13 protein-coding genes are annotated in these 21,581 nt (G+C 65.4%); 12 read left to right on the top strand and 1 reads right to left on the bottom strand.

Annotation, left to right across the window (positions count from 1 at the left end; translation table 11 throughout):
- Nucleotides 1-65 precede the first annotated feature (65 nt).
- The 4 genes from ASG75_RS12195 to ASG75_RS12180 all read left to right on the top strand — a co-directional run bounded on the left by ASG75_RS12195 (nucleotide 66) and on the right by ASG75_RS12180 (nucleotide 9,510).
- On the top strand, nucleotides 66-3,629 hold the full coding sequence (locus tag ASG75_RS12195) for a chemotaxis protein CheB (RefSeq protein ID WP_082547599.1): 3,564 nt from the start codon (nucleotides 66-68) through the stop codon (nucleotides 3,627-3,629).
- The gene (locus tag ASG75_RS12190) at nucleotides 3,626-3,988 is read left to right on the top strand and encodes a response regulator (protein ID WP_056389693.1); all 363 of its coding nucleotides are present in this window, start codon (nucleotides 3,626-3,628) and stop codon (nucleotides 3,986-3,988) included. The genes ASG75_RS12195 and ASG75_RS12190 overlap by 4 nt, the downstream gene beginning before the upstream one ends.
- A 175-nt stretch (nucleotides 3,989-4,163) precedes the next feature.
- Complete coding sequence (gene fusA / locus ASG75_RS12185; protein ID WP_056389690.1) at nucleotides 4,164-6,293, top strand: elongation factor G; 2,130 nt, start codon at nucleotides 4,164-4,166, stop codon at nucleotides 6,291-6,293.
- 289 nt (nucleotides 6,294-6,582) lie between these two features.
- Nucleotides 6,583-9,510: a TonB-dependent receptor gene (locus tag ASG75_RS12180; protein WP_056389687.1), complete on the top strand. Its 2,928-nt coding sequence runs from the start codon at nucleotides 6,583-6,585 to the stop codon at nucleotides 9,508-9,510.
- Between the two features lie 69 nt (nucleotides 9,511-9,579).
- On the opposite strand, the gene ASG75_RS12175 is transcribed toward ASG75_RS12180, so the two are convergent.
- Nucleotides 9,580-10,146: a manganese efflux pump MntP family protein gene (locus ASG75_RS12175; protein WP_056389684.1), complete on the bottom strand. Its 567-nt coding sequence runs from the start codon at nucleotides 10,144-10,146 to the stop codon at nucleotides 9,580-9,582.
- Nucleotides 10,147-10,450: 304 nt separating this feature from the next.
- Here ASG75_RS12175 and ASG75_RS12170 point away from each other — a divergent pair, with 304 nt between their 5' ends.
- The 8 genes from ASG75_RS12170 (at nucleotide 10,451) to ASG75_RS12135 (ending at nucleotide 21,485) form a co-directional block, all read left to right on the top strand.
- Nucleotides 10,451-11,848 (top strand): M20/M25/M40 family metallo-hydrolase, encoded by a 1,398-nt coding sequence (locus ASG75_RS12170; protein ID WP_200935695.1) that lies wholly within the window; start codon nucleotides 10,451-10,453, stop codon nucleotides 11,846-11,848.
- 150 nt (nucleotides 11,849-11,998) lie between these two features.
- Nucleotides 11,999-12,364, top strand: coding sequence for a DUF6516 family protein (locus ASG75_RS12165; RefSeq protein WP_056389676.1), 366 nt, complete (start codon nucleotides 11,999-12,001; stop codon nucleotides 12,362-12,364).
- Entirely contained in the window at nucleotides 12,361-12,711 is a 351-nt protein-coding gene (locus ASG75_RS12160; protein WP_056389673.1) for a helix-turn-helix domain-containing protein, read from the top strand. Before ASG75_RS12165 ends, ASG75_RS12160 begins: the two co-directional genes overlap by 4 nt.
- 178 nt (nucleotides 12,712-12,889) lie before the next feature.
- Nucleotides 12,890-14,044, top strand: a complete 1,155-nt coding sequence (locus ASG75_RS12155; RefSeq protein ID WP_056389670.1) for an ImmA/IrrE family metallo-endopeptidase — start codon at nucleotides 12,890-12,892, stop codon at nucleotides 14,042-14,044.
- A complete protein-coding gene (locus tag ASG75_RS12150; RefSeq protein WP_056389667.1) occupies nucleotides 14,044-14,511 on the top strand; it encodes a PIN domain-containing protein in 468 nt (155 codons plus the stop codon). The genes ASG75_RS12155 and ASG75_RS12150 overlap by 1 nt, the downstream gene beginning before the upstream one ends.
- 642 nt (nucleotides 14,512-15,153) lie before the next feature.
- Nucleotides 15,154-16,755, top strand: a complete 1,602-nt coding sequence (locus tag ASG75_RS12145) for a peptide chain release factor 3 (protein ID WP_056389665.1) — start codon at nucleotides 15,154-15,156, stop codon at nucleotides 16,753-16,755.
- Between the two features lie 51 nt (nucleotides 16,756-16,806).
- Entirely contained in the window at nucleotides 16,807-17,733 is a 927-nt protein-coding gene (locus ASG75_RS12140; protein WP_056389663.1) for a type II CAAX endopeptidase family protein, read from the top strand.
- Between the two features lie 113 nt (nucleotides 17,734-17,846).
- Entirely contained in the window at nucleotides 17,847-21,485 is a 3,639-nt protein-coding gene (locus ASG75_RS12135) for a response regulator (protein ID WP_056389660.1), read from the top strand.
- Nucleotides 21,486-21,581: the final 96 nt, after the last annotated feature.

Raw genomic sequence — 21,581 nt, 5'->3', positions numbered from 1 at the left:
GTGAACGGCAGGCACGCTATGCTGCCGCCTTATCCGGGTTCTGCCTGGATTTCAGGCTGCCCCGCATGCCCTCGTATCTGAAGCCCGTGCCCACCCCCGCCGCGACCGCCGGCAAGGGTGGCTCATCGGCAAAGCTTCGCAAGCCGCCACCAGTCAGCACCATGATCGTCGGCATCGGCGCCTCGGCCGGCGGGCTGGAAGCGTTCAAGGCGTTCTTCGCGCACATGCCGGTGGATGGCGAGCTGGCCTTCGTGCTGGTGCAGCATCTGGCGCCCGATCACAACAGCCTGCTGGCCGAGCTGGTTGGCCGCAGCACCAGCATGCCGGTGCTCGAGGCGACCCATGGCATGCGCGTCGAAGCGCGGCATGTCTATGTGATTCCGCCGAATACCACCCTGACCATCGCCGACGGCGTGCTGCAGGTATGCAAGCCGGCGCCGCCGCGCGAGCATCGCTGGCCGATCAATACGTTCTTCACGTCGCTGGCCGAGGACCAGGGCGACTGCGCGGTATGCGTGGTGCTGGCCGGCACCGGCAACGACGGTGCGCAAGGCCTGCGCGCGGTAAAGGATCACGGCGGGCTGGCGCTGGCGCAATCCGGTTTCGACCACGAAGCGATGACCGGCATGCCGGCCAATGCGGTGGCCACCGGGCTGGTCGACGCCGTCATGCCGGTGTCCGACATGCCGGCACGGCTGCTCGCCTACCAGAAGCAGATGCACGCCGCGCAGCAGAAGAAGGGTTCCGATGGCGTGCGCGGCGACGTGGCGGCGCACCTGAAAACCATCTGCGAACTGCTGCATGCCGAAGTCGGCCACGACTTCAGCCAGTACAAGGAAAAGACCCTGATGCGGCGGATCCAGCGGCGCATGCTGGTGGTGCAGGCCGAGACCGTCGCGGATTACATCGACCACCTGCGCCAGTATCCGAACGAACACGAGTTGCTGTTCCGCGAGTTCCTGATCGGAGTCACCGAGTTCTTCCGCGACCCGGTCGCGTTCGAGGCACTGCGCACCATCGCGATCCCGTCGCTGCTGGCCGACCGGGCCAGCGACGACGTGCTGCGGGTCTGGGTGCCCGGCTGCGCCACCGGCGAGGAGGCCTATTCCATCGCGATCCTGCTGCGCGAGGCGATGGGTTCGCAACGCGGCCTGAAGGTGAAGATCTTCGCCACCGACATCGACGACCAGGCGATCGCCCGTGCCCGCGCCGGGCGTTACCGCGCGCCGTTGAACGGCATTTCGCCCGAGCGCCTGGAGCGCTGGTTCAGCAAGGATCGCGACGACTGGTGCGTGGTCAAGCAGATCCGCGAGATGTGCGTCTTCTCGCCGCACAGCGTGATCAAGGACCCGCCGTTTTCGCGGATGGATCTGGTCTCCTGCCGCAATCTGCTGATCTACCTCGACAACGACCTGCAGGAACGGCTGGTGCAGTCGTTCCACTACGCGTTGCGACCCGGCGGCTTCCTGCTGCTGGGCCCATCGGAACGACTGGCCCGCAACGCGCGCCTGTTCACCGAACTGGACAAGAAGCAGCGGCTGTACGTGCGCCGCGACGATGCACACACACGCCCACGGGATTTCGTCAGCATGCAGCTTCGCCCTTTCAACAGTGCCGAATACGCCACGCCGCGGCAGGCCGAGGACCCGATCGACCAGCGTGCGCGCCAGGCGCTGGAGCCATGGTCGCCGGCCTACGTGGTGATCAACGCCAGCCACGACGTGCTGCGCTTCGGCGGCGACACCGGGCGTTACCTGGCGCCATCGACCGGCGCAGCCAGCCTCAACCTGTTCCAGCTGCTCGACAAACCCCTGCGTGGCGTCGTGCGCGCCGCCGCGCTGCAGGCCTTCGCCAGCGGCGGGCGGGTGATCCGCGAGGAGCTGACCTTCCTGCTCAACGGACAGGAGCGGTCGTTGCGGCTGATCGCGGAGCCGCTGGCTGATGACAGTGGCAAGGTCGAGATGTGCGTGATCGCCTTCCATGAGCTCGAACTCGCGCCGCGCCCGGCCGAAACGGCCGCCGATGGCAAACCCGGCAGCAAGCTCGCGCGCGTCCATACGCTGGAGGACGAGCTGCGGGAAACCCGCGTGCAGCTGCATGCCGCGATCGACCTGCACGAAACGGCCAGCGAGGAGCTGAAATCGGCGAATGAGGAATACCAGTCGGTCAACGAGGAATTGCAATCCGCCAACGAGGAGCTGGAAACCTCCACCGAGGAAATGCAGTCGATCAACGAGGAGCTGCAGATCGTCAACGCCGAGCTCAACAGCAAGAACGAAGCGCTGAACCGGCTCAACAACGACATCCGCAACCTGCTCGACAGCACGCATATCGCGACCATCTTCCTCGACCGCGAGCTGTACATCCGCAGCTACACGCCGATGATGACCGAGCTGTTCCACCTGCGTGACGGCGACAAGGGCCGCCCGATCACCGAGATCTCGCCGCGCATCAACTACCCGGAACTGGAAAATGACGTGGCGCAGGTGCTGCACGACATGACGGTCACCGAGCGCATGTTGCGCGGGACCGGCGACGCGCCGACCTTCCTGCTGCGCATGCGCCCCTACCTGACGTTCGACAATGTCGTCGACGGCGTGGTGCTGACCTTCGTCGACATCACCGAGAGCCAGCAGTTGAACAACGAGCACGCCCGCCTGGCGGCGATCGTGAACTCTTCGCGCGACGCCATCTTCGGCTTTGCGCTGGATGAGCGGATCACCAGCTGGAACGCCAGTGCCGAACGCATCTTCGGCCTGTCCGCCGAGCAGGTGGTCGGCCAGCCGTTGAACATGTTGCTGCCGCCCGAGCCATCCGAGGAGACCAGGAAGTTCTTCGTCAGCCACGAGCGGCCCACTCGGCTGGCCGAATTCGACATGACCTGGGTGCGCCCGGACGGCGAGTCGGTGCCGTTGGCGATCAGCTACTCGCCGGTGTGCGACCACGACGGCGCGATGTTCGCCGGCAAGCTGATCGCGCGCGACGTGACCGAGCGCGTGCGCGCGGCGCGGCATACGGAAATGATGATGGCCGAACTCAACCATCGGGTGAAGAACACCCTGGCCACGGTGCAGGCGATCGCCCACCAGACCATCGCCAACGCGGCGGATCTGCCGGCCTTCACGGAAAGCTTCCTGTCGCGGCTGCTGGCGCTGTCGCATACGCACAACCTGCTGGCGCAGGACGCATGGCTCGGCGCGCCGCTGGCCGGCATCATCAACAACGAACTGGCGCCATACCGGCAGGACAGCGACACGCGCGTGAACGATGCGCGGGTGCGCCTGCAGGGCAACGGACTCAATCTACCGCCGAAGCAGGCGCTGGCGCTGAGCATGGCCCTGCACGAGCTGGCCACCAATGCCGGCAAGTACGGCTCGCTGTCGGTGCCCGAAGGCCAGGTCACCGTCACCTGGGCGACACGCGTGAAGGACCACCGTCCGTGGCTGCTGCTGCAGTGGACGGAAACCGGAGGCCCCCTGGTTGAACCGCCCACCCGCCGCGGTTTCGGTTCACGCCTGATCGACGAAGGCATTCCGTATGAACTGGATGGTGAGGTATCGCTCGCCTTTCCGCCCGACGGCGTCACCTGCACCATCGATGTACCACTGGACGAGGCAGTTTCCCGATGACCATCCACAGCAACCTGCCCTGCATCCTGCTCGCCGAAGACGAGATGATGCTGGCGATGATGCTGGAAGATCGCCTCAGCGCCTCGGGCTACCACGTGATCAAGGGCGCGCGGCTGGCCAAATGCATGGAACTGGCCGAGTTCGCATCGATCGACCTGGCGATCCTCGACATCAACCTGGCCGGCGAACAGAGTTTCCCCGTGGCCGTGGTGTTGCGCCGTCGCGGCATACCCTTCGTGTTTTCCTCCGGCTACGGCGGCGAGGACATCCCGGAGATATGGCGCAACGAAACCGTCCTGCAGAAACCCTACGACACCCGGCAGCTGGCCGCGGCGCTGACCGCCCTGCGCGCCGCCTAAGCGCCTTCGCCGATGGCGGAACGTGCCGTCGCGCGCGCTGCCGGGCACCGTTGCGCTGCCCCGACCCGCCATGTCGAACCGGCACGGCCATTCGCGCATTGAAAAAGTCCGCCACAGACAGCATTTGAGCTGTCACTTGGCTGCGTTCGTGCAGCCCCTTTCCGGAGTCCAGCCCGTGGCCCGCAAGAAATCCCTGACCCTCTACCGCAACATCGGCATCATCGCGCACATCGACGCGGGCAAGACCACGACCACCGAGCGCATCCTCTATTACACCGGGCGCAAGCACCAGATCGTCGACGTGCACGACACCAAGGACGGCAGGGGTTCCACCACCACCGACTACATGGAGCAGGAGCGCAAGCGCGGCATCACGATCCAGTCGGCGGCGGTGACCGCCGAGTGGAAGGGCCACCAGATCAACGTGATCGACACCCCGGGACACGTCGACTTCACCATCGAGGTGAACCGCTCGCTGCGCGTGCTCGACGGCGCGGTGGTGGTGTTCGATGGCGTCGCCGGGGTGGAGCCGCAGACCGAGACCAACTGGCGCCTGGCCGACCAGTACAAGGTGCCGCGGATCTGCTACGTCAACAAGATGGACCGCATCGGCGCCAGCTTCGCGCATTGCGTGAAGGGTATCCGCGAGCGCCTGGGCGCCAACGCGCTGCTGTGCCAGGTGCCGCTGGGCAGCAGCGACGAGTTCGTCGGCATGGCCGACCTGGTCGCCGGCGTGGGCTACCTGTGGGCCTCCGACGACAAGGACAGCGTGTGGGAAACCGTGCCGCTGGACGAGATCAAGGCCCGCCTGACGTTCGGCGCCAGCGCCGACACCGCGTGGATCGCCGACCTGCCCAAGCTGCGCCAGAACCTGCTGGAAACCGCGCTGGCGCTGGACGACGACGCGTTCGAGCGCCTGCTCAACACCGGCGAGTTCGACCCGGCGGTGCTCAAGCAGTGCATCCGCCGCGGCACCGTCACCGGTGAACTGGTGCCGGTGCTGTGCGGCTCGTCGTACAAGAACAAGGGCGTGCAACAGCTGCTGGACGCCGTGGTCGACTATCTGCCCTACCCGGGCGAGAACGGCGGCATCGCGATGGTCGACGAGGACGGCCATGTCATCGGCGAGCAGGTCGTCACCGACGACGCGCCGGCGCGCGCGCTGGCGTTCAAGGTGATCAACGACCAGTTCGGCACGCTCACCTTCTGCCGCATCTATTCCGGCGTGATCAAGAAGGGCGACACCCTGCTCAACGTCACCCGCGGCAAGAAGGAGCGCGTGGGCCGCATCGTCGAGGTGCAGGCCGACGACACCCGGGAAATCGACGAAGTACGCGCCGGCGACATCTGCGCCTTCGTCTCGATGAAGGACACCGAGACCGGCGATTCGCTGGCCGACCCGGCGCATCCGGCGCTGCTCGAACGCATGCGCTTCCCCGACCCGGTGATCAGCGTGTCGGTGGAGCCGAAGAACCGCAACGACGTCGACAAGCTGTCCAGCGCGCTCTACAAGATGGTCAAGGCCGACCCGTCGCTGAAGCTCGAGGTGGACCAGGAAACCGGCCAGACCGTGCTCAAGGGCATGGGCGAGCTGCACCTGGAGGTGACCATCGACCGAATGCGCACCGAGCTGGGCGTGGAAGCGAACATGGGCAAGCCCCGGGTCAGCTTCCGCGAGGCGTTCGGCAAGACCGTCGAGCACACTTACACGCACAAGAAGCAGACCGGCGGCTCCGGCCAGTTCGCCGAAGTGACGATGATCTTCGAGCCGGGCGAACCGGGCTCGGGCGTGGTGTTCTCCGACGAGGTGGTCGGCGGCCGCGTGCCGCGCGAGTACATCCCGGCGGTCGAGCATTCGGTCAAGGCCGAATCGCAGGAAGGCCAGGTCGCCGGCTACGAGGTGGTCGACTTCAAGGCGCGCCTGATCGACGGCAAGTACCACGACGTCGACTCCTCCGCGCTGGCGTTCGAGATCGCCGCCCGGCAGTGCTTCCGCGAGGCGCAGAAGCTCAGCAAGCCGAAACTGCTGGAGCCGATCATGCATCTGGAAGTGGTGATGGAGGCGGACTACCTCGGCGACGTCATCGGCGACATCAACCGCCGCCGCGGCACCGTCAGCGACCAGGGCCAGAAAGGCAGCTCCGCCTTCGTGCAGGGTTTCGTGCCGCTGGCCGAGATGTTCGGCTACATCAACTTCCTGCGTTCGGCCACCCGCGGCCGCGGTACCTTCACCATGGAGTTCGACCACTACGAGGACGTGCCGGCGAGCATGGTGGAGAAGCTGATGGAGAAGGAGGCGAAGTAAGGCTTCGTCTTCGAGCGCACGCCGGCGATGCTCGCCGGCGCAAGGCAGCGAACCCGGGGAGCGATCTCCGGGTTTTCTTTTGCGCCTATCGGTATACGATCCGGCGGAAGCTGCGCCCAGGCTGGCGGCGCGCCCGTTCCGTTCGACGGCAACTCCACCGTTCCTGTACCGAAGGAAAACGGTAGGGAACGCCTTCGCTCCGCTGAGCAGTAGCATATTGTCCGCCCGCAGGGTCGACACTTCCTGCTTCCGGGTGCCGGGGGGCACCTACCATCCAACAGGGGATCCCATGAATTCTCATCACTTGCCGCATGCACTGCTTGCGCGGTCTGTCCGTATCCGTCAGCGGCCGTTGGCTGCCGCCTGCGCCACCGCTTTGCTCGGCCTGGTCCTGGCCGGCACGGCGTCGGCCCAGCAGGCGCAGGCGCAGGCGCCGCAGCCGACCGACAGCCAGACGGTACCCGTCGACAAGAAAGCCGACGCCAGCGCAAAGAAGAACAAGAAGTCCGAGAACACGGTAAGCAACCTCGACACCATCGTCGTCACCGGCATCCGCGGCAGCATCGAGAATTCGCTGAAGGCCAAGCGGAACTCGGACAACATCATCGAGGCGATCTCGGCCGAGGACATCGGCAAGCTGCCGGACGCGAGCATCGCCGAGAGCCTGTCGCGCGTACCGGGCCTGGCCACCCAGCGCCTGAACGGTCGCGCCAACGTGATCTCGATCCGCGGCCTGGCGCCCGATTTTGCCGGCACCACGCTCAACGGGCGCGAGCAGGCCACGATCGGTGAGAACCGCGGCGTGGAATACGACCAGTACCCGTCCGAGCTGATCAGCGGCGCGGCGATCTACAAGACGCCCGACGCCAGCCTGATCGGCCAGGGCCTGTCCGGCACGGTCGACCTGCACACCATCCATCCGCTGGACCTGCCCAACCGCGCCTTCGCCGTCAATCTGCGCGGCGAGCACACCAGCAACGGCAAGCTCAGCCCGGGCAGCGGCGTGGGCGACATGGGCCACCGCGCCAGCATCTCGTACATCGACCAGTTCTTCGACCACACCCTGGGCGTGGCCGTGGGCTTCGCCCACCTCGACTCGCCGATCCAGGAGAAGCAGTACCAGGCCTGGTGGTGGAGCATGAACAACGGTCCGGGCAGCGCCGAGGAAAACTGGGGTGGACCGCATACGCCGGGCCTGCCCGACGGCGTGCTCTCGCAGGAAGGCATGCAGCTGCGCGCGCAGTCGCTGACCCAGCGGCGCAGCGGCCTGATGGCCGTGCTGGAATGGGCGCCGGGCGACAACTACCACTCCACCCTCGACCTGTACCACTCCACCTTCGGCGAGAAGAAGTTCACCAACGGCGCGCAGTGGTCGAGCAGCCCGTGGGACAACGTCAGCTACTCCAACGTGGGCGTCACGCCGGCGCAGCCTTACCCGGTGGTCACTTCCGGCACGATCGACGGCATCGCGCCGATCCTGCAGAACCAGTACACCAAGGAACACGACAAGCTGTTCTCGGCCGGCTGGAACAACCAGTACGACTTCGGCAACGGCTGGGCGGCCACTGCCGACCTGTCCTATTCCAGCGCGAAGAAGAAACTGCACGACGCCTACCTGTTCACCGGCCTGGCCGGCGGCGCCTTCACCAGCGTCGACTTCCGCACCCCGCTCGGCAACGGCTATCCGCAGTTCGCCCCGGGCGTCGACCTCGCGAATCCCGCCACGGTGGTGTTCACCGACCCGGACGGCTACGGCTACAACGGCCGCCAGGAATTCGACCGCCAGAAGGACACGATCAAGGCGGTGCGCCTGGAAGTCAGTCACCCGCTAGGCTGGATCTTCAGCAGCATGAACCTGGGCGTGAACTACTCGGACCGCACCAAGACCAAGCAGGCCGACGTGAACTTCGCCTGGCTCAACGGCAACGGTTCCACGGCGGACACCTACGACAACCACTTCAGCGCACCGGTGGATCCCGCCTTCCTGCGCGGGCCCACCTCGCTCGGCTACGGCGGCATCCCGGGCATCCTCTACTACGACGTGCTGGGCGCGCTGGCGAACCAGTTCTACCTGACCCAGCGCAACGGCCAGGGCGACTGGAGCCGCAACTACACGGTGGAAGAGAAAGTGCCGGTGGCCTACGCCAAGTTCAACATCGAGACGATGCTGGGCAACGTGCCGCTGCGCGGCAACGTGGGCGTGCAGTTCGTACGCACCGACCAGTCCTCCACCGCGCTGCAGACCGATGGCGACACCCTGGTCGGCAGCATCACCGACGGCGCGAAGTACAACAACGTGCTGCCCAGCCTGAACCTGGCCGCGCAGCTCAGCGAGCGGCAAGTCCTGCGCTTCGGCCTGGCCAAGACGATGGCGCGCGGGCGCATCGACGACGAGAAGGTCGCCACCTCCGCCAGCGTGTCGAAGGTGCTGGAAGGCCCCGGCGCCGGTCAGGTGCTGTGGTCCGGCAGCGGCGGCAACCCGCAGCTGAAGCCGTACATCGCGGTCGGTGCCGACCTGTCGTACGAGTTCTATCTGGGCAAGTCCAGCTATCTCGCCGCGGCGGTGTTCAACAAGAACCTGCTGAACTACGTCTACAACCAGACCACGCTCGACTACGACTTCTCGCACTACACCAACAACGATCCCACGCTCACGCCGACCAGCAACATCGGTTCGTTCACGCGGCCCGCGAACGGCACCGGCGGCAAGATGCAGGGAGTGGAGCTGTCCGGCGTGCTGGAAGGCGGCCTCTTGGCAGACGCGCTGGACGGCTTCGGCGTGCAGGGCAACTTCTCGCTGACCAACAGCAACATCCCGGTCAGTTCGATCTCGTCGATCCCCGGCGGCCCGGCCACCCTGCCCGGCCTGTCGCGCAAGGTCGCCAACCTCGCGCTGTACTACGAGAAGTACGGCTGGTCGGTGCGCGTGGCCGAACGCTACCGCTCGTCCTTCACCGGTGAAGCCGTGGCGCTGTTCGACCAGCTCGGCTACACCAGGGTGCTGGCCAACAAGCAGACCGACCTGCAACTCGGCTATGCGTTCTCCGAAGGCAACTGGAACGGCCTGTCGCTGCTGCTGCAGGTCAGCAACCTCACCAACACGCCGGACACCACCGTGCAGGTTTCCGGCCTGCCCAACGGCGTCCAGGTGACACGCCCGCTGGAATACGACACCTGGGGCCGCACGGTGATGCTCGGACTGAGCTACAAGCTGTAGGCAACCCGGCAGCCGCAGGAAAGCCACGAAACCCGGGGAGCGATCCCCGGGTTTTTCATGGGGCGTCCATCACGCGGAAAGATGCTCGTACAGGATCACCGCGCCCACGCCGATCAGGATGATCCCGCCGATCATCTCCGCGCGCTTGCCGACGATGGCGCCGAGCACGTGGCCGAGCATGATGCCCAGCGTGACCATGCTGAACGTGCACAGGCCGATCACCGCCGCCACCACCGCGATCGGCGTGTCGACGAAGGCCAACCCCACGCCCACCGCCAGCGCGTCGATGCTGGTGGACAGGCCGGTGAGCGCAAGGCCGACAAGGCCGTGCTTCTTCGCCTCGTCGACCGGCTCGTCCGACTCCGGCTTGAAGCCGTTGCGGACCATGTGCAGGCCCAGCACCAGCAGCAGGCCGAACGCGATCCAGTGGTCCCAGGCTTCGATGTAGCGTGAGGCGCCCTTGCCCAGCAACCAGCCGAGCACCGGGGTGATCGCCTCGATCACGCCGAAGATCAGGCCGGCACGCATGGCCTGACCGAGCCGCGGCCGGGTCATGGCCGCGCCCTTGCCAATCGCCGCCGCGAACGCGTCGGCGGACATGGCGAAGCCGAGCAGCAGGATGGAAACGGGATTCATGGGTAGCCATAGCGGTCGGGCAAGGCGCAACGGCACGACGGCGCGCCCCACCGTCGTGGCGCCGTCAGCCGTTGGTCTCGCCAACCAGGATCGGTGTCTTCGCCACGGCGGGATAGGCCGAGCATGTTGACGAAGACGCCTCGCGGAACGAGGCAGGCTACTCCCCAAGGGGTGTCGCGCCGACGGCAGCACCGCCAGCGCGGCGGCAAGGTTAGCACGATCGCGCAGCGAGCCCGGCATATGACAAGCGCGCGGGCCGCCGCGCATACTCGGGCTTCGTTCACGACATGACAGGGGACTTCGCATGAGAGCACCACGAGCACTTGGGCCCGCCGCGGCGGCCGCGCTGGTCTTCTGCGCCGGCATCGGCATGGCCCACGCCGGCACCACCGCCGAGGCGCTGCCCGAAACCATGGCCACGCTGAAGCATGCCATCAGCGTCCCCACGGTCGAGGGCGAGCACCAGGTGCCGGTGCTGGCCGCGTATCTAGCCGACAAACTCAAGGCCGCCGGCTTTGCCGACAGCGACGTCGAGATCATCCCGGTGGGCGAAACCGCCGCGCTGGTGGCGCGCTATCGCGGCACCGGCGAAGGCAAGCCGATCCTGCTGTCCGGGCACATGGACGTGGTGGCGGCGAAGCGCAAGGACTGGACCCGCGACCCGTTCACCCTGATCGAGGAGAACGGCTACCTCTACGGCCGCGGCACGGCGGACATGAAAACCGCGGTGGTGGTGCTGGTCGAAACGCTGATCCGGCTCAAGCACGAGGGTTTCAAGCCGCGCCACGACCTGATCCTGCTGCTGTCCGGCGACGAAGAGACCACGATGGCCTCGACCCGCGAACTGGCCAAGCGCTATCACGACGCCGAATTCCTGCTCAACGCCGACGCCGGCGGCGGCACCCTGAACCCGGATACCGGCAAGCCCGCGCTGTACCAGATCCAGGCCGCCGAGAAGACTTACGCGGACTTCCATATCAGCCTGACCTCGGCCGGTGGGCACTCCAGCGAACCCAACGCGGACAACGCGATCTATCGGCTGGCGCGCGTCATCGACCGCGTCGCCGGTTACCAGTTTCCGCCGCTCAGCAACGAGATCACGCTCGCCTCGCTGCGTGCGCTCGGCGCGCACACGCCCGGCCCGCTGGGCGCCGCGATGACCCGCTTCGCCGCCCACCCCGACGATGCCGCCGCCGCGGCCACCATCTCCGCCGACCCCGCCTACGTCGGCCAGATCCGCACCACCTGCGTGGCGACCATGCTCAACGGCGGCCACGCGCTCAACGCCCTGCCGCAAAGCGCCAGCGTCAACATCAACTGCCGCATCTTCCCCGGCACGCCGGTCGACAGCGTGCGCGACACCCTGGTCAAGGTGATCAACGACAAATCCGCCAGCGTCACCGTGCTGTCGCCCGCACCGGTAGCCAGCCCCGCCTCACCCCTGCGCCAGGACGTGATCGCCGCCGTGACCGCCGCCGTGCACCACCGCTTCCCGGGCGTGGAAGTCGTACCCGGCATGTCCGCCGGCGCCTCCGACAGCATGTACTTCCGCAACGCCGGCGTCCCCAGCTACGGCATCGATGCTGCCTTCACCAAACCGGACGACACGTTTGCGCACGGACTCAACGAGAAGCTGCCGGCCTCGGAAGTCGCGGCGGGGCTGGAGTTCTGGCATCGGGTGTTGGTGCAGTTGGCGAAGTGATGTACCTGGCGAAGCTGGCGTGATGTCGGCTCCGTCCTCGGACAGATGCTGAAACAACTGAACCTGACTCCGTTTCATGGAGCGGCATGCGACCAGCCGCTACAAACCGTGGCGGGATTCATTGAAGTTATCATCGGATGATATATAGTCATGTCAAAGGAAGACGTGGGACTGGAAACGCTGCTGTTGCTCAACGGCGAGATCTACGATCAGGGCAACGGTTTCTGGATCAAGATCGAGGCATGGCGTATCGAGGCAAACGAGCATGTGCCACACGGCATACGCTACGTGCTGACATTGCATGATCGCTATGGCACGCGGTTACTCGGTTTCGACAATGCGCATGCCGTCAGGCCACCGAAGCGCAAGCGCTATGCAGGTCGTCGTCTGACCTACGACCATCGACATCGTCACGTCAGCGACAAGGGCGTGCCGTACGAATTCACCAGCCCGCAGCAATTGCTGGAGGATTTCTTCAACGAAGTCGACCGCGTACTTGAGGAAACGAAGTCATGAAAAAGTTGGTCATCGGCATCGCATCCCAACAAGCCATCCGCGCCCGTGCACTGGCCATTGCGCGCGGCGATCATCAGCCACGCCCCAGCGAGCCGAAGATCTGGTTCACCTCCATGCGCTCGCTGGCCGAAGTGCTGTCCGACGACAACCGCGCGTTGCTGCGTGTCATCAGGGAACAGAAGCCCGAGTCACTGAGCCAGCTCGCGGAGTTCACCGGGCGTGCGCCCAGTAATCTTTCGCGGACACTCAAGACGATGGAACGCTATGGACTGGTCGAGATGCGCCGCACATTGCGTAACGTGCAGCCCGTCGCCACGGCCAGTGAATTCGTGATTCAGGCGGCGTAGCAAATGTACGAAAGCTCTTGCTTTCCGAGCCAACAAACAATCAAGCTTCCGCGAAAGGTGCCCGCAAAAAAGGGGGCAACGTCGGAAATTGTCCCTGTCGAATTTGTCCCTGAAATTTGTCCCCGAAACCTTTTCTCCAACATCCTCGTCTCCATAGAACGGGGCGAAGGTCGCTGATATGGCCGATATAAAGGACGGACTACCGATCACTCCTGCTGTAGTGCAGTGGGCGCGAGAACGTGCCGGCTATTCGATAGACGATGCCGTCCGTCACTTCAAGAAGATCGCTACCTGGGAAGCAGGGGAGGCGCTGCCGAGCTACGTGCAGGTGGAACAGATGGCCGAGCGGTTCAAGATCCCAGTGGCCGTCTTCTTCTTTCCGAAGCCGCCCCAGGTGCCGCCGATTGAGCAGTCTTTCCGCACGCTCACGGCGGAGGACTTCGCCGCCATTCCGCGCACGGTACGCTTCTTCCTGCGCCGTGGTCAGGCAATGCAGCTCAACCTGGCCGAGCTGAACGACTCGAAGAATCCTGCAGGCCGCGTGATCTCCGCCGACCTGAAGTTCTCCCCAGACGCTTCCCTCGACAAGATCGCCGCCAAAGTGCGTGCCTATCTTGGCGTAAGCATTGAAGAGCAAGCGAGCTGGAGAAGCGTCGAGAAGGCGCTAGAGAATTGGCGCGAGGTATTCGCGGCGAAGGCCGGCGTGTACGTCTTTAAAGACGCCTTTCGCGCGCCTAACTATTTCGGCTTCTGCCTGTACGACGACGAGTTCCCGGTTATCTACATCAACAATAGCTCGGCGAAGACGCGTCAAATTTTTACGCTTTTCCACGAGCTTGGACACCTGCTGTTCCACACGAGCGGCGTTGACCTGTCCGATGACCATTTCATCGACCACCTAGGCAATGCCGAGCAGAAGATCGAGATCATCTGCAATGGTCTGGCCGCGCGTGTCCTGGTGCCCGACGACGTATTGGACAAGATGCTCGATGGCACCAGGATCGGAAGGCCGCTTGCAACGCAGTTCGCCGGCTATTTCAACGTGAGCCGCGAGGTGATCTATCGGAAGTTCCTGGACCGCGGATTAATCGACGCCGACGAGTACGGAGCGGCTGCGAAGGAATGGGCCGCGCAGATGAAACCCAAGGACGCCGAGTCATCGGGCAACTACTACAACAGCCAGCATGCTTACCTAGGCCAACGCTACATCGACTTGGCTTTTACGAGGTACTACCAGCGCCGCTTTGACCGCGGCCAGCTCGCCGAGTACCTGAACCTCAAGCCGAAGAGCTTGCCGACCTTCGCAGAGAAATTCGCGGGGGGAGGCCTCTAATGTACGTACTGGACACCAACGTCATTTCCAACCTGCACAAGAACTATTACCGCAAGCGCTTTGTCTCGCTGTGGGAGGCATTTGACCAACTCGTTGCGGGCGGCGAGATCACGTCGACGCGCGAGGCCTATCACGAGCTGCACGATGGGGCGCCGGGCGGTGATACTGAATGGGCCAAGGCTAATGAGAGGCTCTTCACGACACCCGACGCGAAGGAAGGTGCCTTCGTTGGGAAAATCTATTCGGTGGCGCACTTCCAGGCCAACATCGAGAAGCAAAAGCTCTTTAAGGGTGGCCGCAATGCTGATGCATTCATCGTGGCCCGCGCCTATGCCATCGGCGGCACCGTCGTGACGATGGAGCGACTCAAGCCACATGCCGTCAAGGTGCCCAACATCTGCGATCACTTCAAGATCCCATACCTCGACCTTGAAGGCTTTATGGAGAGCGAAGGCTGGGAATTCTGAGCAATCCTGGCATCAGTCACCCAAAAGTCGCTTTGATCAGGCTGAGGGACGCCGGCCACGATTACTTGCAGCAGAACACCCTCCTGCACCCTTTGGTGCAACTGAAACTCGGGGTCTGAAACTCGGGCCAGAGTGCACTTTTGAGCAGTTGCTCCAGACCGAACCGAGGCTCTCCCGCACCCTGGAAGCCGTCCTCAAGACAGCGGCCCTGGCAACCAGCTCCTCCGCCGCCGCGCAGCGGTGGCGCACCGAGTGCGCGCCAGGATGGCGCGCTGCTCTACCCGGGGCCCCTGTGCGGCGGTGAGGCGGGGACGACAGGCCGCGTAGCGGGAGTCGACAGGAGGTCGACTCCTTTTCGCACGGGCAGGAAGCCCGTTCGAAAAGCCCGGCCCCGGCTCACGGACTTGCCGGGCAGGAGGCCCGGCAAGCGCCAAGCGGGGTGTCGTTTTCTCTTGGGTACTTCTCTTTTGGACAAGCAAAAGAGAAGTACCTCGGGCGCTGCAGGCGCACGAAAGCTCTTGCCACTCACTAGTACAAGAGCACCCCTTTCCCCAACCCTCTCCCCCGGCGCTGCCGGAGGAGAGGGAGCAGAAGCCCATCCACGCTACAATTACCGGTTCGCGCTCCAGCCAACCCGCCCCCATGCCCACCCATCTCCAAGAAACCCGCCGCCGCCGCACCTTCGCCATCGTCAGCCATCCTGACGCGGGCAAGACCACGCTGACCGAGAAGCTGCTGCTGTTCGGCGGCGCGATCCAGATGGCGGGGTCGGTGAAAAGTCGCAAGACGTCGCGCAGCGCCACCTCGGACTGGATGGCGCTGGAGAAGGAGCGCGGGATTTCGGTGACGTCGTCGGTGATGCAGTTTCCGTACGACGGCAAGATCGTCAACCTGCTCGACACGCCGGGACACGCGGACTTCTCCGAGGACACCTACCGCGTGCTGACCGCAGTGGATTCGGCGCTGATGGTGATCGACTGCGCCAAAGGTGTCGAAGAGCGCACGATCAAGCTGATGGAAGTGTGTCGGCTGCGCGATACGCCGATCATGACCTTCATCAACAAGCTCGACCGCGAGGGCCGCTCGCCGATCGAGCTGCTGGACGAGGTGGAGTCGGTGCTGGGCATCGCCTGCGCGCCGCTGACCTGGCCGATCGGCATGGGCAAGCGGCTGAAGGGCGTGTACCACCTGGCGCTAGACGAGGTGCACATCTTCGAGGCGGGCAAGAATTTCACGCGGCAGGACTCGACCATCTTCAAGGGCCTCGATGCGCCCGGCCTGGCCGAGAAGATCGGCACCGAGGCGATGCGCGAGCTGCGCGAGGAACTGGAACTGGTGCAGGGCGCCGCGCCCTCCTTCGATCTCGACGAATACCTGGCTGGCCGGCAGACGCCGGTGTTCTTCGGCTCGGCGGTGAACAATTTCGGCGTGCAGCTGCTGCTGGATTTCTTCGTCGAACACGCGCCCAGCCCGCGCCCGCGCGCCACCACCACGCGCGAGATCCAGCCGGAAGAGGAGAAGCTCTCCGGCTTCGTGTTCAAGATCCAGGCGAACATGGACCCGGCGCACCGCGACCGCGTGGCGTTCATGCGCGTGTGCTCGGGCACCTACAACGCCGGCATGAAGATGATCCAGACGCGCACCAACAAGGAAGTGCGCATCGCCAATGCGCTGACCTTCATGGCCAGCGACCGCGAGATCGTCGAGACGGCGTATCCGGGCGACGTGATCGGCCTGCACAACCACGGCACCATCACCATCGGCGACACCTTCACCGAGGGCGAGCAGGTTTCCTTCACCGGCATCCCGAACTTCGCGCCTGAACTCTTTCGCCGCGCGCGATTGCGCGACCCGCTGAAGATGAAGGCGCTGCAGAAGGGCCTGGCGCAATTGAGCGAGGAAGGCGCCACCCAGTTCTTCCGCCCGCTGATGTCGAACGACCTGATCCTGGGCGCGGTCGGCGTGCTGCAGTTCGAGGTGGTCGCCTACCGCCTGAAGGACGAGTACAACGTCGACGCCAGCTTCGAGCCGGTGACGGTGACCACCGCGCGCTGGGTGCATTGCGACGACGAGAAGAAACTGGCCGAGTTCCGCGAGAAGAACGCGATGCACCTCGCCATCGACGGCGCCGGCGAGCTGGTCTACATCGCGCCGACGCGGGTCAACCTGCAGCTGGCGCAGGAGCGCTGGCCGCAGGTGCGCTTCGCCAATACGCGCGAGCATGCCGTGGCGGTGGAGCTGTAGCGGCAGCGCGACACCGCTGCTAACGTGCGGATCTTTGTCGGGGGATCACGCATGCACGACCAGGCCATCGCCTTCACCACGCCGCCCGCGGCGCCACGCTGGATGCGCTGGCTGCTGTTCTCGCCGCTGGCGCGGATCGTGATCTTCGTGCTGCTGTTTCTGGCGCTGAGCTTCGCCACAGGCGCGCTGATGCACGTGCTGGGCTGGCGCGGCAAGGACGCCTCGGCGACCATCCACGGCCTGGCACAGCTCCTGATGCGCGCGCTGCCGGCGCTGCTCGCCTACTTGCTGCTGGTGCGGCTGGTGGAACGTCGCCCGCTCACCGAACTGGCGCCACGCCGGCTGCTGCCGGATGGCGCCATCGGCACGGCCGCCGGCCTGCTGCTGTTCAGCGCGGTGGTCGGCGTGCTGTACCTGCTCGGCAGCTACCACGTCACCGGCACCAACCCGGATGCGCCATGGGTGCCGGCCCTGCTGATGTTCGGACTGGGCGCCGGCATCGGCGAGGAGATCATCTGCCGCGGCGTGCTGTTCCGCATCGTCGAGGAAGGCCTGGGCAGCTGGTGGGCGCTGCTGGTCTCGGCACTGTTCTTCGGCGCGGCGCACGTCGGCAACCCCGGCGCCACGCTGTGGAGCTCGGCGGCGATCGCGATCGAGGCCGGCCTGCTGTTCGGCATGATCTACCACCTGACCCGCTCGCTGCCGATCTGCATGGGCCTGCACGCGGCGTGGAACTTCGCCCAGGGCACGATCTACGGCATCCCGGTTTCCGGCACCCCGGCCGACGGCTGGCTGGTCTCCACCCGCAGCGGCCCGGACTGGCTCAGCGGCGGCGTGTTCGGCGCCGAGGCGTCGGTGATCGCGCTGGGCCTGTGCTCGCTGTGCACACTGAGCCTGCTGGTCGTCGCGCTGCGGCGCGGCTCGATCGTGCCATGCCGGCCATGGCAGGTATTGCGGCGGCGGTTCGGCCGCCACTGAGCCCCGGCGCACGGCCGGCTATGGTTCGGCGGCAGCACGGGCTACCCTGTTGATGGCGCGACCGCCGACCCGGCGGTCGCGGAACAGACCGCTACCGAGCCGCCGTGACCCGCATGCAGCCACCTACCCGCCCGAAAAAAAATTCCTGGCTGGCCAACCAGCCGCTGCAGCGCAAGATGATGCTGGCGATCGGCCTGCTGCTGGGCCTGTTCCTGCTGACCAGCGTGATCACCCTGCACTCGCTGCGCCAGCAGGAAAACAACCGTTACCTGGCGACGCATACCTACCAGGTGCTACTCGAACTCGACCATGCGCAGCGCGCCCTGCAGACCAGCCAGATCGGCTCGCGCGGCTACGCGTTGACGCAGCGCGCCGACCAGCGGGCGATGTTCGACAGCGGCACCGGCGACCTGCACGAGCGCATCGCCCGTCTGCGCCAGATGACCGCCGACAATCATCTGCAGCAGTTGCGCATCGATTCGCTGGAAAAGATGGCGGCACAGTGGCAGCGCGAGATGAAGGTCAACGTGATCGACGCGATCGCCCAGCTGAAGGGCGTCGATACGACGACGGTGGCGCTGGAAATGCAGCATATCCAGTCGAACTATCTGGCACGCCGTACGATTCGCAGCGAGGATCTGTACGCCGTCATCGACCAGATGGTGGTCCAGGAAAATCACCTGCTGACGGCGCGCAACCTGCAACTCGATAGCTCGCTGGTCACCACCCGGTGGATCAACATCGCCGCGATCCTGCTCGGAGCCCTGCTCGGCATCACCGTGATCCGGCTGACTTCGCAGCTGGTGACCCGGCCGCTGCGTCGCCTTACCGACCTGATGACGCGGCTGGCGAATCACGATAACGATTTCGAAATCCGCCGGCTCGACCGTCGCGACGAGATCGGCGAAATTGCCCGCGCGCTGCAGGTGTTCAAGCAGATGTCGCTGGATACCGAGACACAGACCTGGGTCAGATCCCGCGTATCGGACATTTCGCACGTGCTGCTGCAGGCCACCACGCACAAGGATTTCGCGCAATGGCTGGCCAGCGAACTGGTACCGCTGTGCGAGGCCGGCGTGGGCCTGTTCTATTCCTTCGACGACGCGCGCCATCGCCTCGACCTGCTCGGCAGCTACGGCCTGCGCCTGAGCAACCGTACGGCGGATCACTACCTGCCCGGCGAAGGGCTGGTGGGCCAGTGCGCGATCGAACGCAAACCCATCGTGCTCGACGAAGTACCGGAGAATTACCTGCACATCGACTCGGGCAGCGGCGAAGCGCTGCCGCGCCACGTCGTGATTCTGCCGGTGCTCTACCGCGACACCCTGATCGGCGTGCTCGAACTGGCCTGCTTCGTGCCGCTCACCCCGCAGCAGAAGCAACTGCTGGACGAACTGCTGCCGATCGTGGCGTTGACCATGGAGAACCTCAACCGCGCGGTCAGCACGCACGACCTGCTGCTGCAGACGCAGGAACAGGCCGACGACCTGCGCGTGTCCGAACTGGTGATGCGCCAGCAGAAGGAAGTGCTGCGCGACAACAACGAGGCACTGCAGGCGAAGACGACCGAACTGGAGGAACAGTCCGAACGGCTGATCGCCTCCGAGGAAGAGCTGCGCGTGCAGGCGGAGGAACTGCGGGCGTCCAACGAGGAATTGCGCGAGAAGACCGACAGCCTGAACCGGCAGAAATACGTGCTGGAGGACCTGCAGCAGGAAACCGCCGACAAGGCCGCCGAGCTGGCCCGCGCCAGCCAGTACAAGTCCGAGTTCCTGGCCAACATGTCGCATGAACTGCGCACGCCGCTGAACAGCCTGCTGATCCTGTCGCGCAGCCTGGCCGACAACGACACCGGCAACCTCGACGAGGAACAGATCGAGTCGGCGCGGATCATCCACGACGCCGGCAACAACCTGCTGCATCTGATCAACGACATCCTCGACCTGTCCAAGGTCGAGGCCGGCAAGATGGAACTGGTGATCGACAACCTGGCGCTGGTCGAACTGGGGCAACGGCTTCGGCGCACGTTCGCGCATGTGGCCGAGGGAAAACGGCTGGGCTTCGCGCTGGACATCGACCCCGGCCTGCCGTCGATCCTGCGCACCGACGGCAGCAAGCTCGAGCAGATCGCCAACAACCTGCTCAGCAACGCGTTCAAGTTCACCGCCGAGGGCGCGGTGAACGTGCGCATCGGCCGCCCCGGCAACGACGTCGACATCCCCGAGGCACTGCGCGGCCAGCCGCTGATCGCGATGACGGTGAGCGATACCGGCATCGGCATACCGCAAGACAAGTTCCAGCGCGTCTTCAACGCGTTCGAGCAGGTGGATGCCGGTACCAGCCGCCAGTTCGGCGGTACCGGGCTGGGCCTGGCGATCTCGCGGCGGATGGCGCAGCTGCTGGGCGGCGACATCGTGCTGCGCAGCGAAAGCGGCCACGGCAGTCGCTTCACCGTGCTGCTGCCGGAGACGCCGCCTGCGGTATCCGGGTTCGCCGAAGACCTGCCGCACACCAGCACGACCAGGCTCAGCCGTGCCGCCTCGCCGTACCTGCTGCCGGAGTCGATCGACGATGATCGCGGCACGCTGCTGCCGGGCCAGACCACGATCCTGGTGATCGAGGACGACCCCGCCTTTGCGCGCATCCTGATCGACATGATCCACCGCAAGGGCTATCGCGCACTGGTCGCCGGCGATGGCGAATCGGGGCTGCAACTGGCGCGCGAGCATCGCCCCACCGGCATCCTGCTGGATGTCGCACTGCCCGCGATGGACGGCTGGAGCGTACTCGACCAGCTCAAGGCCGACGACGCCACGCGGGTGATCCCGGTGCATTTCATCTCCGTCACCGACGGCGGCAGGCGCGGGCAGGAACGCGGCGCGGTCGGCTTCCTGACCAAGCCGGTCAGCCGCGAAGCGATCGGCCAGGCGCTCGAGCGCCTGCTGCATTTCGCCGCCGGGCAGCAACGGCAGCTGCTGATCGTGGACGACGACGCCGACTCGCGCACCGCCGTGCACATCATGCTGCGCAGCGACAACGTGCAGATCGACGAAGCCGGCTCCGCGGAGGAAGCGCTGGAGAAGATCGCCCATACGGATTACGACTGCATCGTGCTCGACCTGGGCCTGCCTGGCATGTCCGGGCTCGAACTGCTGGAGCGGCTGGCGGAAACCGCCAGTGGCGTGCCGCCGGTGGTGGTGTATTCCGGTCGCGAACTGAGCCGCGAGGAAAACCTGAAGTTGCGCCGGTACACCGACGCCATCGTGGTCAAGGGCGCGCGCTCCACCGAGCGGCTGCTCGACGAGGTCAGCCTGTTCCTGCACAGCATCCAGCATGCGCCGTCGCGCGCGGCCGCCGAATCGGCGACTGCCGGCAAGCTGACCGGTCGCCGCGTGCTGCTGGTGGACGACGACATGCGCAACCTGTTTGCGCTGTCCAAGGTGCTGCGCGGCTGGGGCTTGCAGGTGAGCCTGGCGCAGGACGGGCCCAAGGCGCTGAGGATGCTGGCCGACGACGAAGCGCCGGAACTGGTGCTGATGGACATCATGATGCCGGGCATGGACGGCTACGAAACCATCCGCACGATCCGCGCACAGCCGCATTTCGCCAGCCTGCCGATCATCGCGCTGACCGCCAAGGCGATGCGCGGCGATCGCGAGAAGTGCCTGGAGATGGGCGCCAGCGATTACCTGTCCAAACCGATCGACATCGACAAGCTGGCGGCGCTGATGCGCGTGTGGCTGCAGTGCTGAGCGTGATGCCGGCAGCGAGCGCAGCCAGCGAACTGGAACAGATCGAACTGGAACAGGCCATGCCGGCGTTGACACGGCGTCACGGCCGCGATTTCA

Source organism: Rhodanobacter sp. Soil772 (genome assembly GCF_001428385.1).
Lineage (GTDB): Bacteria > Pseudomonadota > Gammaproteobacteria > Xanthomonadales > Rhodanobacteraceae > Rhodanobacter.
This window is presented reverse-complemented; position numbering and strand designations above follow the sequence as displayed.